This is a genomic window from Heliomarina sp., assembly GCF_052826185.1.
The window spans coordinates 606,282-620,599 of sequence record NZ_JBRBUI010000054.1 but is presented as its reverse complement, the minus strand read 5'-3'; the positions used below and the strand labels follow the sequence as shown (position 1 = coordinate 620,599).

15 protein-coding genes are annotated in these 14,318 nt (G+C 62.5%); 4 read left to right on the top strand and 11 right to left on the bottom strand.

Annotated features, from left to right (window positions below):
- Positions 1-31: 31 nt before the first annotated feature.
- The 5 genes from ybgC to ruvC all read right to left on the bottom strand — a co-directional run bounded on the left by ybgC (position 32) and on the right by ruvC (position 3,301).
- Positions 32-415: a tol-pal system-associated acyl-CoA thioesterase gene (gene ybgC, locus ACU0FH_RS21240; protein ID WP_446196689.1), complete on the bottom strand. Its 384-nt coding sequence runs from the start codon at positions 413-415 to the stop codon at positions 32-34.
- Complete coding sequence (locus tag ACU0FH_RS21235; protein WP_446196688.1) at positions 412-1,035, bottom strand: hypothetical protein; 624 nt, start codon at positions 1,033-1,035, stop codon at positions 412-414. The genes ybgC and ACU0FH_RS21235 overlap by 4 nt, the downstream gene beginning before the upstream one ends.
- 64 nt (positions 1,036-1,099) lie before the next feature.
- Positions 1,100-2,119 carry a Holliday junction branch migration DNA helicase RuvB gene (gene ruvB / locus ACU0FH_RS21230; protein WP_238370100.1) on the bottom strand — a complete coding sequence of 340 codons (1,020 nt, stop codon included), beginning with the start codon at positions 2,117-2,119 and terminating at the stop codon, positions 1,100-1,102.
- Positions 2,120-2,126: 7 nt separating this feature from the next.
- Positions 2,127-2,816, bottom strand: coding sequence for a Holliday junction branch migration protein RuvA (gene ruvA / locus ACU0FH_RS21225; protein ID WP_446196687.1), 690 nt, complete (start codon positions 2,814-2,816; stop codon positions 2,127-2,129).
- Positions 2,813-3,301: a crossover junction endodeoxyribonuclease RuvC gene (gene ruvC / locus ACU0FH_RS21220; RefSeq protein WP_446196686.1), complete on the bottom strand. Its 489-nt coding sequence runs from the start codon at positions 3,299-3,301 to the stop codon at positions 2,813-2,815. The genes ruvA and ruvC overlap by 4 nt, the downstream gene beginning before the upstream one ends.
- Before the next feature lie 341 nt (positions 3,302-3,642).
- On the opposite strand from ruvC, the gene ACU0FH_RS21215 reads away from it, so the two are divergent.
- Positions 3,643-3,861, top strand: coding sequence for a DUF1127 domain-containing protein (locus tag ACU0FH_RS21215; RefSeq protein WP_446196685.1), 219 nt, complete (start codon positions 3,643-3,645; stop codon positions 3,859-3,861).
- Between the two features lie 191 nt (positions 3,862-4,052).
- Here ACU0FH_RS21215 and ACU0FH_RS21210 read toward each other — a convergent pair whose 3' ends face one another.
- From ACU0FH_RS21210 to ACU0FH_RS21190, 5 genes are all read right to left on the bottom strand, one after another.
- Positions 4,053-4,397, bottom strand: coding sequence for a hypothetical protein (locus ACU0FH_RS21210; protein WP_238370096.1), 345 nt, complete (start codon positions 4,395-4,397; stop codon positions 4,053-4,055).
- Positions 4,398-4,509: 112 nt separating this feature from the next.
- Complete coding sequence (locus ACU0FH_RS21205) at positions 4,510-5,379, bottom strand: 50S ribosomal protein L11 methyltransferase (RefSeq protein ID WP_446196684.1); 870 nt, start codon at positions 5,377-5,379, stop codon at positions 4,510-4,512.
- Positions 5,379-6,800 carry an MATE family efflux transporter gene (locus ACU0FH_RS21200; RefSeq protein ID WP_446196683.1) on the bottom strand — a complete coding sequence of 474 codons (1,422 nt, stop codon included), beginning with the start codon at positions 6,798-6,800 and terminating at the stop codon, positions 5,379-5,381. The genes ACU0FH_RS21205 and ACU0FH_RS21200 overlap by 1 nt, the downstream gene beginning before the upstream one ends.
- A gap of 4 nt (positions 6,801-6,804) precedes the next feature.
- Positions 6,805-8,040, bottom strand: a complete 1,236-nt coding sequence (locus tag ACU0FH_RS21195; RefSeq protein ID WP_446197002.1) for an MFS transporter — start codon at positions 8,038-8,040, stop codon at positions 6,805-6,807.
- Positions 8,041-8,137: 97 nt separating this feature from the next.
- A complete protein-coding gene (locus tag ACU0FH_RS21190; RefSeq protein ID WP_446196682.1) occupies positions 8,138-10,375 on the bottom strand; it encodes a primosomal protein N' in 2,238 nt (745 codons plus the stop codon).
- Between the two features lie 85 nt (positions 10,376-10,460).
- Between ACU0FH_RS21190 and fsa the strand changes: the two genes are divergently transcribed.
- The gene (fsa, locus tag ACU0FH_RS21185; protein ID WP_238370092.1) at positions 10,461-11,114 is read left to right on the top strand and encodes a fructose-6-phosphate aldolase; all 654 of its coding nucleotides are present in this window, start codon (positions 10,461-10,463) and stop codon (positions 11,112-11,114) included.
- Positions 11,115-11,206: 92 nt separating this feature from the next.
- Here the strand turns inward: fsa and ACU0FH_RS21180 are convergent, their stop codons facing one another.
- On the bottom strand, positions 11,207-12,391 hold the full coding sequence (locus ACU0FH_RS21180; protein ID WP_446196681.1) for a hypothetical protein: 1,185 nt from the start codon (positions 12,389-12,391) through the stop codon (positions 11,207-11,209).
- A 254-nt stretch (positions 12,392-12,645) separates the two neighbouring features.
- Here ACU0FH_RS21180 and ACU0FH_RS21175 point away from each other — a divergent pair, with 254 nt between their 5' ends.
- Positions 12,646-13,353, top strand: a complete 708-nt coding sequence (locus ACU0FH_RS21175; protein WP_446196680.1) for a DUF484 family protein — start codon at positions 12,646-12,648, stop codon at positions 13,351-13,353.
- Positions 13,350-14,270, top strand: a complete 921-nt coding sequence (locus tag ACU0FH_RS21170; protein WP_446196679.1) for a tyrosine recombinase XerC — start codon at positions 13,350-13,352, stop codon at positions 14,268-14,270. Before ACU0FH_RS21175 ends, ACU0FH_RS21170 begins: the two co-directional genes overlap by 4 nt.
- Positions 14,271-14,318: the final 48 nt, after the last annotated feature.

The following is a 14,318-nucleotide window of genomic DNA, read 5'->3' as shown; positions in this document are numbered from 1 at the left end:
GCCAACAATACCGCAGCGGCACGCGTTTTTGTTACAGGAGTGCGCGAATCTCTGCCGGAAGCCGCACCGGACGCCCCTTGGCGTTCATGCAGACCGCCTCGACCTCGGCGGTAAAGATCACCTTATCGCCGCGCAGCACCCGCTGACCCATGCTAAGGCGCGCGCCCGACACGCTTGTCACTTCGGTTTCGATCACCAGCTGATCCTCGAAACGCGCGGCGGCGATGTATTCCGCCGTGATCCGCCGCACCACCCAGACGATCCCCGCCTCGCGCATCGCGTTCTGGTCATTGCCCAGCTGGCGCACGTAATCGCTGCGCGCCCGCTCGATGAACTTGAGGTAATTGGCGTGATACACCACCCCGCCCATATCGGTATCTTCATAATAAACCTGCACCGGAAATTGATGGATCATGCCCCCGCCTCCATCCGCGCGAACAGCCGCAGCGCATGGGCGCTGTCCACCGCCGCTCCCGGCATCACCGGATCATAGGCCGCCCGGATCACCCCGGCGATCTCTGGTCGCAAGATCGTCGACTCCCCGGCCCGCGCCAGCGGCGAGCGTTCCCGGAACGCCCCTTCCGACCAAAGCAGCATCACCTGCACCACCTGGTTCAGCGCCAGATCCCCGGCAGGCTGCGCCGCCATCTCCGCGTCCATGCAGATAAACACAAACGCCGCCTTGATCGCGCCATCCTCGTCGAACCGGAACACCCGGTACTGGTTCGCCCCCGCCTCCCGCAGGCGCGAAACCATCTCGTCCAGCTCCGGGATCAGTTTGCCCAGATTCGGCACAGCCAGCAGCTCGGACCAGTCCCGCATGAAAAAGATCATGCAATTGCTGCCGAATTCCGGATCGGTCTCGGCCATCTTGTGATCCGCTAACACGACCACCGCCTCGAACGCCCCCTTGAGCACCGACAGCGTCTCTTCCTCGACCCCGAACACAACCGGTGCCAACGGCCGCCCCCAGCGGGCAAACCGGTAAGACCCGTCATCGCGGGTAAACAGGGTTTCGATCTCTTCCGGTGACATGGCCGCCTCTTCTTTGGGTTTCAAAATATCCCCGCCGGAGGCATAAAATCTAGAAAGCAACAGATCAACCGAACAGATCGTTCTGCCCCTTGGGCGCTGGCAGTCCAAGGTGGTCCCACCCTTTCTGCGCCAGCATCCGCCCGCGCGGCGTGCGCTGGATCAGCCCCTGCTGCAAAAGGTAGGGCTCGATCACCTCTTCCAGCGCGTCCCGGCTCTCTGACAGCGCCGCCGACATGGTCTCGATCCCGACCGGCCCGCCTGCGTAATTCTCCGCGATCAGCCGCAGATAGCGCCGGTCCGCCCCGTCCAGCCCAAGGTGATCCACCCCCAGCCGCGTCAGCGCATTATCCGCCAACTCCCGGCTGATCCGACCATCCCCCTCGACCACCGCGAAATCCACCACCCGGCGCAGCAGACGTCCGGCGATCCGTGGCGTGCCCCGCGCCCGGCGCGCGATCTCGCGCGCCCCGGCATCATCCGCCGGTGCGCCCATCTTGCGGGCATTGCGCGTCACGATCTCATGCAACTCCTCGACCGTATAGAATTGCAGCCGGGTCGGAATTCCGAACCGGTCCCGCAGCGGCGTTGTCAAAAGCCCCATCCGCGTGGTTGCCCCGACCAGTGTAAAGGGCTGCAATTCGATCCGCACGGTTCGCGCCGCCGGTCCCTCGCCGATCACGAGGTCCAGCTCGAAATCCTCCAGCGCTGGATAGAGAACCTCCTCTACCGCCGGGTTCAGCCGGTGGATCTCGTCGATGAACAGCACGTCGCGCGCTTCGAGATTTGTCAGGATCGCCGCCAGATCGCCCGCCTTCGCCAGCACCGGTCCCGAGGTCATGCGAAAACCGACTCCCAACTCGCGCGCCATGATCTGCGCCAGCGTCGTCTTGCCAAGACCGGGCGGTCCGTGAAACAGCGTATGATCCATCGCCTCGCCGCGCTGCCGCGCCGACTGGATGAAAATCTTGAGATTGGCTCGCGCCTCGGCCTGCCCGATGAATTCATCAAGCACCTGGGGCCGCAGGGCACGGTCATGATCTTCCGGCAGGGGTTCTGGGCGCAGGGTCGGATCGCTTTCCATCATCCCCGCCTCACGACTTCGGTGCCAAGAGCTTCAGCGCCGCGCGGATCAACAACGCCTCGCCTGCGTCGGGGTTATTTGCTGCCGCTTCGGCCACCGCCGCCGCCGCCTCGCTTGGCCCGTAGCCAAGATTGGCCAGCGCCGACAGCGCATCCGCCTGCGCCGCGCCCGATCCCCGCGCAACAGCGGCCGCAGGCGCTCGGGCGGCCGCGCCGCTCGTATCTGCCCCGTCGCCCGCGTCGATCACATCACCCGCCGCCGGGAACGCGCCGTCCGGCTCTCCGCCCATCGCCATCACCGCCGGGGCCTTGTCCTTGAGATCAAGCACGATGCGCTGCGCCGTCTTCGGCCCGACACCCTTGGCCGCCTTCACCGCGTTCCAGTCGCCCAGCGCGATGGCCCGGCTCACCCCGTCCGGCCCCAGCGCCCCGAGGATCGCCAGCGACACCTTGGCCCCGACCCCCTGCACGCTGGTCAGCAACCGGTGCCACTCTTTCTCGACCAGCGTCGCGAACCCGAAAAGCTGCAACAGGTCTTCGCGCACCAATAGATCCGTATGGATCGACACCGCCTCACCGATCCCCGGCAGCGATGCCAGCGTGCGCTCGGAACAATAGACAAGGTAACCCACCCCGCCCACGTCGATCAGCACATGATCCGAGGCCCGGTAATCGAGCCGCCCGCGCAGCCGCCCGATCAAGACGCCACCTCGCGCAGCACGTGACCGGCATGACGGGAATGGCAAATTGCGATGGCCAGCGCATCGGCCGCATCCGGCCCCGCCGGGTCACATCCCGGCAATTGCAGGCAGACCATGTGCAGAACCTGCTGCTTGTCCGCATGGCCAACCCCCACGACCGTCTTCTTGACCGTGTTCGGCGCATACTCCCCAACGACAAGCCCGGCCTTTGCAGGCACCAGCATGGCAATGCCTCGCGCCTGCCCCAGCTTCAGCGTCCCGGCCCCGTCCTTGTTGACAAAGGTCTGCTCGACCGCAGCCGCATCCGGACCATAGCGCGCAATCACATCGCTCAATTGACTATAAAGGGACAGCAACCGTTCTGCGAGAGTCTCGCCCTGCGAGACACAGACCCCATTTGCGACATGGCTCAGGCGTGAGCCGACCGAATCGATTACGCCCCAGCCAGAGTTTCTCAACCCCGGATCGATACCCAGAATTCGCATGTCCTGCCCTGTCCCGCCGCGATATCTCACGGATGTTACCAGTTTTTTTCGGAAATAGCACGAAACGTGAACACGGGCCAGTCCTTTCGCGCAAAGTCTGAAACCGACACCCGCCAGCCACAGAGCGACAGCTCGGCTCAAAAACGATACCAAAAATCAACTAAAATCTGCAAAACAGACACGCTGAAGTCATAAATTTTTCAAAAACGATCATCTTATGTGCAAGCCATGCAAAAAGCGCATGGTCATTATGCATTTTGCAGACTTGCCCGGGCAAAATTTCCCCCCTAATTGCCCGGGACAACAACAGAAACTGCAACCCCTGAAAAGAGGACAAGGATATGGCTGCATATTACATCACCCGCTCTCACGATGGCCTTCAAACTTTTGCTGGCCGTATCGGCACCGTTCTGGCGAACGTCTACGCGTCCGTCGTTGACTGGAACGACGCCCGCGTTACCCGCAACGCTCTGTCTGCCCTGACCGACCGCGAACTCGAAGACATCGGTCTGGTTCGTGGCGATATCGATCAGGTCGCCCAAAGCCACCGCCTGTTCTGAACCACAGGCAAAGCCACTCACGGCTATTGTTAAAAGCGCAGCGTGATGCCCTCACGAGGCGCTTTTTCAATTTTCAGGGTTTATTAACGCTGTCGACGGTCAGCGGCGCATCATACGGTCGAAAGCACGCAAAGCTGCCATCGCGATGTACAGGGGGTGTACAGATGCTGTACAGCTATCACCCCCGGATTTCAGTGAAATACACGCCGGATCTGACCCGAAACGATCTCCGACAGGGGATCCACCCGCATGGCCAGCGCTCCGGCCTGTGCAATGACGTTTCCTGTGTTCAGAATATCGACTCGCCGGTCATAGGTTTCCGGCCCCAGTTCAGCCAGAAGCGTCCCCTTGAACAACACGAAGGCACCAAGGAAGATCGCGAAATATCGCGGCGAGGCGGAATTGCTGCTCGCGCGCCTTGGCTTGAATTCGACAAGACCGTCCGGCCCCATCACAGCCGCATAGCCATGCGCCATTTCCCGGTGCTTTTTTAGCAGCCGTGTGATCCTTTCCCGAAACTCTGCATGTCCAGACATTTTACCGTCCCCATGAGGTGGCCCCCAGCCGCCCGGGATCCATGTTTCTAAGGGAATAAGGCCAAACTTTGGCAATCCGGGCCGGATTGGCGGAAAACAGCCGACCCGCCGCCTACTTTTGCAAAAGCAGCGTCATCCAGTCGCCAATCTGCTCTTTTTCGACAAGATTGACCCCGGCTTCGGCATAGGCTGCTTCGACATCGGCGCTCTGGTCCTCAAGAATGCCGGACAGAATCGCATAACCACCGGGGCGCAGATTGGCCGAAAGATCGCCTGCAAGCGCTATCAGCGGCCCCTTCAGGATATTGGCAAAGATCAGATCGTAGGGCGCCGATCCTTTGAGCGCGTCATTGTCGAATCCTGCGGCCTGAAGGCAGGTCACCTCGCCCTCCATGTCATTGGCCCGCAGGTTGGCCATGGCCACGTCCACCGCCACGTCATCGATGTCGCTGGCAAGGATCGAACGTCCCGGCCAGACCCGCGCCGCCGCCATGGCCAGCACCGCGGTGCCGCAACCGATATCCGCAACCCGTTCGGCCTCGAACCCCTTGCCAAGCAGGGTTTCAAGCGCCCGCAGACAGCCGAGCGTGGTGCCATGGTGACCCGTGCCAAAGGCCATCGCGGCCTCGATCAGCAAGGGCTGAACGCCCGCGGGCACCTTGTCGGCATCATGGCTGCCATAGACAAAGAACCGCCCGGCCCGCACCGGCGCCAGTTCGCGGCGCACATGGGCGACCCAGTCGGTTTCGGGCAGTTCCGAGATGACAAAGGGTTTTGCCTCAAACGCTGCCGCCAGCAGTGCCAGCGCAGCCTCGTCCGGGGCTTCGGTGAAATAGCCGCCAACTTCCCAGAGCCCGGAATCATCCTCGACCTCGAAGACACCGATACCGGTGGGTTCGGGCTCAAGCCGTTCCATCGCTTCGCCAAGCGCTTCGGCGGGGCGTTTGCCGTTCAGGGTGGTCAGGGCGGTAAAGGTCGTCATCAGCGTCTCCGGAAACGATCGGCATTGGCATAGGGGCGCGGCGGTTCCACCTCTACCGGTGGCAGGGCTAGCCGATGCAGGGACCGGATGTACAGCCACGCCCACCAGGCCGCAAGCGATCCGACGATGAGATTTGCCCCCGCCTGCGCATAAATCACCCCGGCCGCCCCGAACAACCCGGTCATCAGCAGCGCCAGCGGCAGGGTCATCGCCCCGTCGCGCAGCCAGTTGATGACGGTGGACCGGGTCGGACGGCCCAGAGAATTGAACGCCGCGTTCGACACGAAAAGCGCGGCAGCAAAAACGAACCCGCCCGCGCCGACATTGGTGAAAGCCCGCACCACCTCGGCCCCCAGCGGTTCAAGGTCAAAGCCCTTGATGACCAGCGGCGCGCTGAGCGACAGAAGCCCCCAGGCAACAAGGGAATAACCGATGCCAAATCGCATGGCATCGCGGAACGTCGTCTCGAGCCGGTCATATCGACGCGCGCCGAAATTCTGGCCAAAAATGCCACCGACCGAACCGGACAGCGACATGATCCCGCCAAAAGCCACGACGCTCAGACGTCCCACGACTGCCCAGCCTGCAACTGCATCGTCGCCGAAACGAGCCACGACTGTCGTGATCAAGTAGTTTCCTGCCGGAGTGGCCATCTGGGTCAGGATCGCCGGGATCGAGATCAGGAAAAACGGGTGTAAAAGTTCACGCATATAGGCCAGAGAGGTTTTCGCCATCAGGTCATGCACGCTGATTGCAAAGCGCAGCGCCATGATCAGCATCACGCAGCGAAAGAGGGAAATCCCGATGGCGGCACCGTCAAGCCCAAGGCCAAGCCCGTAGATCAGGACCGGGTCTACGACCATCGCAATCGCGCCCGAGGTCAGGGTCACATACATCGAGCGCGCCCCGTCGCCATGCGCCCGCAGCGCCCCGTTGGCGACCATCGAAATCGCCATCACCGACAGCGAGGGCACCGAGATCAGCAGGTAGCGAGCGGCCAGATCGGCGGTTTCCCCGGTCGCGCCGGAATAGGCGAGTAGTTCATGCCGGAACAGGATGATCAGCGCGGCGGTCAGGCTTTGCACAAGACAGGCAAGAAAGGCCGCGCTTGTCGTCGTGCGGCGCGCTCGGTCCATGTCATCTTCGCCAATGGCCCGCGAGATAAGCGCGATGGCAGCGATCATGAGTCCAATGCCGACCGACACGGAAAAGAACTGGATCGCAAAAGCAAACCCGATGGCGGCGACCAGACGCGGGTCGCCAAGCTGGGAAATCCAGAACAGGTTGGCCGCGTCCACGATGAAGACAAAGGTAATGCCAAAAGCGCCGGTCAGCGTCATCCGCGCCACGTGGCCCATTGTCGACCCGGTCAGGAAACGCCCCTTTGTGACGACGTTTTGCTGATCGGGTCGCGGGGCCATCCCTCTATTCCGCGGGTTCCGCCGTCAACATGCGGCTAAAGATCGTTTCATGCCCCGGTTCGGGATGGCGCGGAATCATCAGCGCCAAGCCAAGCGAAACCAATGCCATCGCTGCCGCGAGGGCGAACACCGCCGAGGGCGACACGACCCACAAGAGGCCCAGCAACACAGGTAGGAACACCGCCGCGATATGGTTGATGGTAAAGGCCACCGCTGCCGTCGGCGCGATATCTCCCGGATCGGCGATCTTCTGGAAATAGGTCTTAAGCGCAAGCGCAAGGCCAAACAGGATATGGTCGATCACATACAGCGTCGCTGCCAGTATGACGCCCCAGCCAAACCAGTACACGCCGCCGTAAAGCGTGAATACCAGCGCCAGACCGACATATTCGCAGATCAGGACACGTCTTTCGCCAAAGTAACCGACGGCACGACCCAAGAACGGCGCGACGACCATGTTGATGACAAGGTTGATGAGGTAGAGCGAGGTCAGTTCATGCACCTCGAAACCAAAGCGTTCGACCATCATGAAACCGGCGAAGACCATAAAGATCTGCCGCCGCGCGCCCGACATGAACTGCAGCGCATAATAAAGCCAGTAGCGACGGCGCAGCACCATCGTCTTGAGCTGCGGATGCGGGGCCTCGAATTGCGGATAGGCGAAAAGCGCAAAAAGCGCCGCAGCCGCCGTCACCCCGCCCGCGGTCATGAAAACCACGTTATAGCTGAGGTTCAGCGGTTCCCACATGATGACAATAAGAATGAACACGACAAGTGTAGTCGCCGAGGCCGCGCCCATCAGCCAGCCCAGCACCTGCGGCGCGCGCTCTTTGGGCAGCCATTGCAGCTGCAGCGACTGGTTCACCGTTTCGTAATAGTGAAACCCGATCGAGCTGAGCAGCGTCAGAAAGAGCAGCCCGCCAAGGCTTGGGAACCACGCGGTAAAGGCGGTGGCAACGCCAAGCATACAAAGGGAAATCAGCCCCAGCACCTGTTCGCGCACGAAAATGATGATCGCGATGACGCCGATGGCAAGAAAGCCGGGAATTTCCCGCACCGTATGCAAGAGGCCGATATCTGCCCCGTCAAATTGTGCCGCTTCAATGACAAAGTTATTGAGCAGCGCATACCAAGCGTAGAACGCAACCGGCATCGACAGGGCGGTAAGAAAGAGAAGGGATACAGGTCGGCGCCAGACCGGCAACTGATCCGCATCGGCAAGGCGAACGAAACGAGTCATGAAGACTGACATACGCCCGTTCCCCGGTCTTGGCGAGAATATTTAACAATGCCCCCAATAATACAACCTGCGCCGGTAAATGCCGCTTTGCGCGGGCTTAGTAAAAGCTCTGCGGATCGATATCCACGGCGAGACGCAGATCGCCCTTGAGCTTGTAGGGCGCGATCCAGCGGGCGATGGCCTCTTGCAGGGCCACGCCCTTGGCCGCCTTAACCAACAACCGCACCCGGTGCCGTCCCCGGACCCGCGCAATCGGCGCGGGCGCCGGTCCGAACACCTGCGCCCCGACCTGCCGCAACGGCCCGTCATTGCGCGCCAGCGCGTTGCCGAGATCGAACACCTGCGCCACCTCGCTACCCGACAGGATGATCCCGGCCATGCGGCCAAAGGGCGGCACCCCCGCCGCCTCACGTTCGCGCGCCTCCGCTTTCCAGAACCCCGCCTCATCCCCGGCAAGGATCGACCGGATCACCGGATGTTCAGGCTGATAGGTCTGAAGCAGCGCCTCGCCCTTGCGGGTCGACCGCCCGGCCCGCCCGGCCACCTGCCGCATAAGCTGAAAGGTCCGTTCGGCGGCGCGCAGGTCGGACCCCTGCAGACCAAGGTCCGCATCGATCACCCCCACCAAGGTCAAAAGGGGGAAATTGTGCCCCTTCGCAACAAGTTGCGTGCCGATAATGATGTCCGCGTCGCCCGCCGCGATACTCTCGATCTCGGCCTTCAGCGCCCGGGTCGAGCCGAACATGTCCGAGCTCAGCGTCGCCACCCGCGCCTCGGGGAACAGCGCCACCGCCTCTTCGGCGAGCCGTTCGACCCCCGGCCCTACCGGCGTCAGTTTGTCCTCGGCCTGGCAATGCGGGCAGACCGTGGGAATTGGCGTCGTCTCTCCGCACTGGTGGCACATGAGCCGCTGAAGGAACCGGTGTTCGACCATCTTTGCATCACAATGCGCGCAGGAAACCTGCTGCCCGCAGGCCCGGCAAAGCGTGATCGGCGCATAGCCGCGCCGGTTGATGAACAAGAGCGACTGCTCCCCGGCCTCGCGCCGCTTGACGATCTCGCGCCGCAGGGTCGGCGAAATCCAGCGCCCCCGTTCCAGTGTCTCGGCGCGCATGTCGATGGCATGCATGTCCGGCATCACCGCATCGCCAAACCGCGCGGTCAGATCGACCCGCGCGTATTTCCCGGCCTCGGCATTGGCCCAAGTCTCAAGACTGGGCGTTGCGCTTGCCAGCACCACCTGCGCCCCAAGAATAGACGCCCGCAGCACCGCCATGTCACGGGCATTGTACAAAACCCCGTCTTCCTGCTTGTAGGAACTGTCATGTTCCTCATCGACGATGATCAGCCCGAGGTTCTGGAACGGCAAAAACAGCGAGGACCGCGCCCCCACTACCAGCTGCGCGTCCCCCTGCCCGACCATCTTCCAGATGCGCCGCCGCTCGGTCATCGTGACGCCGGAATGCCACTCGGCCGGGCACGCGCCGAACCGCGCCTCGACCCGAGTCAGGAATTCCGCCGTCAGCGCGATCTCGGGCAAAAGCACCAGCGCCTGCCGCCCCTGCTGCAAGGCCTCTGCCACCGCTTCGAGGTAAACCTCTGTCTTGCCCGACCCGGTCACCCCCTTGAGCAGCGTCGTCCCGTAGCGCCCCGAGCGGATCGCCGTGCGCAGGAATGCCGCCGCCGCAAGCTGGTCTCCGGTCAGCTCCTTGCCCGGCAGTTCGGAATCGAGCCGCGGAAAGGGCAGATCGCGCGGGCTGTCCTCTTCGAACACCGCGCCGGACTTGACCAGCCCTTTGACGACCGAGGTGGTCACCCCCGCCATCTCCCCCAGTTCCTTGAGCGTAAAGGCCAGACCGCCATAGTCGCGCAATACCTCGATCACCCGGGTGCGGGCATCGGTCATCCGGTCCGGCTCTCCGCTGCCCAACCGATAGACCTTGCGCATCGACGGCGGATCGCCCAGCCCCGGCGCCCGCGTCGCCAGCCGCAACATGGCTGGCATCGGTGTCAGCGTGTAATCAGCGGCCCGGCGCAGGAACACGCGCATTTCCTCGCGCATCGGCGCGGCATCCAGCACCCGAAAGGCCGAGCGGATCTTCGACAGGTCATAATCTCCGCGCCCCGGCCCCCAGACCACGCCCAGAACCTTGCGCGGCCCCAGCGGCACTTCGACAAAGGCACCAAGAAAGCACCCGCCCTCGGGCGCGCGATAGTCCAGCACCCGGTCCAGCGGCTGCGTGGTCAGCACCCCGATCAAATCGCCCTTGTCGAAAAACGCCTGTTCGGCCACCCGTTCCGCTCCTACCTCCGCCTGTCGGTTTTGCGCTAACATTTCTCTGGCGTCAGGGGTTCCCGGCACGCATCTCATGAGGTAAACCCTAGCAAAGCCAAGGCCAACCCATCAAAGGACGCAAGTCATGAGATTCTTCGTAGACACCGCCGAAATCGACGCCATCAAGGAACTGCACGACCTCGGCATGGTCGACGGGGTCACCACCAACCCCTCGCTGATCATGAAATCCGGTCGCGACATCAAGGAAGTCACCAAGGAAATCTGTGACCTCGTCGATGGTCCTGTTTCCGCCGAAACCGTCGCGCTGGACGCCGAGGGAATGATCAACGAAGGCCGCGAACTGGCGAAAATCGCCGATAACATCGCGATCAAGGTGCCGCTGACATGGGCCGGGCTCAAGGCCTGCAAAACCCTTTCGGACGAAGGCCGCATGGTCAACGTGACGCTCTGTTTCTCAGCCAACCAGGCGCTGCTGGCCGCCAAGGCGGGCGCGACCTTCATCTCGCCCTTCATCGGACGTCTCGACGACATCAACCTTGACGGGCTCGACCTGATCGCCGACATCCGCACGATCTATGACAATTACGGGTTCGAAACCAACATCCTCGCCGCCTCGATCCGCAGCGCCAATCACATGAGCGATTGCGCCAAGATCGGCGCCGACGTGGCCACCGCCCCGCCCGCCGTGATCAAGGCCATGGCCAACCACGTCCTCACCGACAAGGGGCTCGACGCCTTCCTGAAAGACTGGGAAAAGACCGGGCAGAAAATCCTCTAACCCTTCTTTGGGTCAAAAATAATCCCGGGGAGTCGCGCAGAGCGCGACGGGGCAGCGCCCCTGCCCGGGCCCAAAAAGGCGGCACGTCGGTTTTACTCGACCGGCGTGCCCAGCACGGCCATCGCCAGCGCGAAAGCCGACAGTAGACCAAAGCCCAGTTGATGCCAGCGTTCGCCCGCGCGGGACGCCGCGATCGCGGCAACCGCCGCCTGCAACGCGTAATAGAGCGCGAAAGCCCGCGACGCATGGCTGATGATCTCGAAAACATCAAAGCTCCAGGTCAGCGCCAATCCGGTCGTAACCAAAAGCGCATAGGCATGCCCGGGTTTGAGTCGGTCGCCGGTCAGTTCCGCCACTAGTCCGCCTGCCCCGCCGGTATCGGCAATCGCTGCACTGAACTGGGCGCTCAGCGCCGCACCGACCAGCATGATCGGCAGGACCGGTGCCACCACGGCCGTCATGGAAATGATGGCGGCCTCGTCCAGGTCGATATCCTGATGTCCGAACACATAGCTCGCCAGCCCGATATAGACGAGGTAGATAGCGCTCGAGGCAATCTGCGCCCAGCGCATCGATCTGATCCTCACTTCCGGAGAATAGCTGCGCCCAAGGTATCGTGACGTTTCAAAGCCCTGCACGGTCACGATAAGACCAAATCCCAGCGTGATCGCCTGCCACGGCCCCACCGTCACCGGGTTCAGCACCAGGGCCCCGGCCGCGCTCTGCTCGCCAAAGTAGATGCCAAGCCCGACCAGCATCCCTGCAATGATCGAGAGCTTGATCCCGACCGACACCTGCTCCATCCGTTCCAGCGCCGAAAAGCCGCGCGTCAGCCCCACGACAAGAATGACGATGAAGATCGCGCTCGTGACAAGCCGCGCGTGAAATTCGTCATGCCAGGGCGTCAGGTCCACTGCGAAGGCGCCGAAAAGGTTCAGGTAATAGGCGACCGCGATGAAATAGGCGAAAGCCAGTGCCCAGGACGACAGGTGATCGACCGCGATCTCGGCCCGGCCACGCCCGTCCTGCCGGTCGGCGATATTATAGCGCACAGCCGCGCCAATCAGGTAGGCCACCAGGCACAAGAGCGCCATGATCGCGGGCGCCCAAGCGCCATAGATTGCGTTCAGTAGCGGCCCCAACACCAGAAAACCGCTACCGATGATCGAGGCAAGCGGCGTGGTCATCGCCCGCCATGTCTCGGCGCGCGACAGACGCGGCACGGCCAGAACGGCCGCCGTGGCGAGGCTCGTCAGGGGGATGATCCAGTTAATCATCGGATTACCTTGCAGGTTTCGGACTTTGCCGACACCGTGAAACAGCAATTCGCCGCGCTGCTCCAGACGCCATTTGATCGCACCCGTTGGAATTAATGCAACAGCGCGGGCGGCAGATTATGGCCTGCCCCGGATCAAAAGTTGACCCGCGTGCAAATTGCCGGATACTGATCCGAAAACGGAAACAAACAAACAAACAAAACAGAATGCGCTGCAGGCGCGCGACTTCCGTACAAGAACAAAGCAGAGGCCCCATGAGCAGCAGCCCGGCAATAGATGATTCCCTGCGCGACAAGATTATCGCGGACCCTGAAACCATCCTCGACGACCGCGCGGTCATGCGGGCCCTGATCGCAGCCAATGAAAAGGCAATGGGCGAAAATATCGTCGATCTGCGTGGCATCGCTATGGAACGGCTCGAGGAACGTCTCGACCGGCTCGAAGACACGCATCGCTCGGTGATCGCCGCGGCCTATGAAAATCTCGCCGGGATGAACCAGATTCACCGGGCCATTTTGCGGCTGCTCGAGCCGTCCGATTTCGAAATCTTCCTGCGCGATCTGGGCGGCGAAGTCGCCGATATCCTGCAGGTCGACAAGGTCACGCTGGTTCTGGAAACGGCAGAGGGCGACGACGATCCCGTGGTGAAACGGCTGCACTCGGTACTAACCGTGGCCGAGCCCGGGTTCATTGACGACTACCTGCTGCAAGGGCGACGTGGCACGTCGCGCCGCGTGACGCTGCGCCAGATCCAGCATGGATCGGATCGTATTTTCGGCTCGGCTGCCGACTGGATCGGTTCTGAGGCCTGCATGAAGCTCGATTTCGGACCCGATCGACTGCCCGGCCTGCTGGTCTTTGGCGCCGAGGATCCGCACCAGTTCTCGCCGCAGCAGGGCTCGGACCTGCTGTCATTCTTTGCGGGCGTGTTCGAGCGCTCCATGCATCACTGGTTGCTGTGAGCCTGATCTCACCAGCCTGCCGGGACGCCCTGTCCCGCTGGATCGATAACCAGCGTGCGCTGGCCGGGGCGTCGCAGAACACGATCACCGCCTATCAGGGTGACCTTGGCGAATTCCTCGCCTTTATGACGACCCATCGCGGAGAGCCTCAGGGCCTTGGCGCGCTGGCCGGGATCACCACGTCGGAGATGCGGGCATGGATGGCCCAGACCCGCGCCGGAGGGATCGGCGCCCGCTCGCTGGCGCGCAAACTCTCGGCAGTCAAAAGCTTTTACCGCTGGCTGGCCGAGCGCGAAGGGTTCGAACCAACCGCCGTCCTGTCGACCCGCGCCCCCAAGTTTCAAAAGAAACTTCCCCGTCCCTTGGCCGAAGACGCGGCGCGCGCCATGCTTGATACGGTCGAGGTCCAATCGCAGACTCCGTGGGTCGGCGCACGCGACACGGCCGTGGTCACCATTCTTTATGGCTGCGGTCTGCGTATTTCCGAGGCTTTGGGGCTGACCGGCGCCGATGCGCCGCTGCCGCCTACACTTCGGATCATCGGTAAGGGCTGCAAGGAACGGCTGGTGCCGGTAATCCCTGCCGCGCGCGCAGCGGTCGAGCATTACCGCCAACTCTGCCCCTTTGATCTGAGCGCGGAGGCTCCCCTGTTTCGCGGCGTGCGCGGCAAGGCCCTTTCCCCAAGGATGATACAGGGTGTCATGGCGCGGGCACGCATGCAGCTTGGTCTGCCCGCCACCGCGACGCCCCATGCGCTGCGTCATTCCTTTGCGACCCATCTGCTGACCGCCGGGGGCGATCTGCGGGCGATACAGGAATTGCTTGGCCACGCCTCGCTTTCAACGACACAGGCCTATACCAGCGTCGATACCGCAAGGCTCATGGAAGTTTATGACAAGTCCCACCCGCGGGCATGAAACGCGATATGGGGCAGCGCTACACTGTGCCGCTTAAACCAGCCGTCG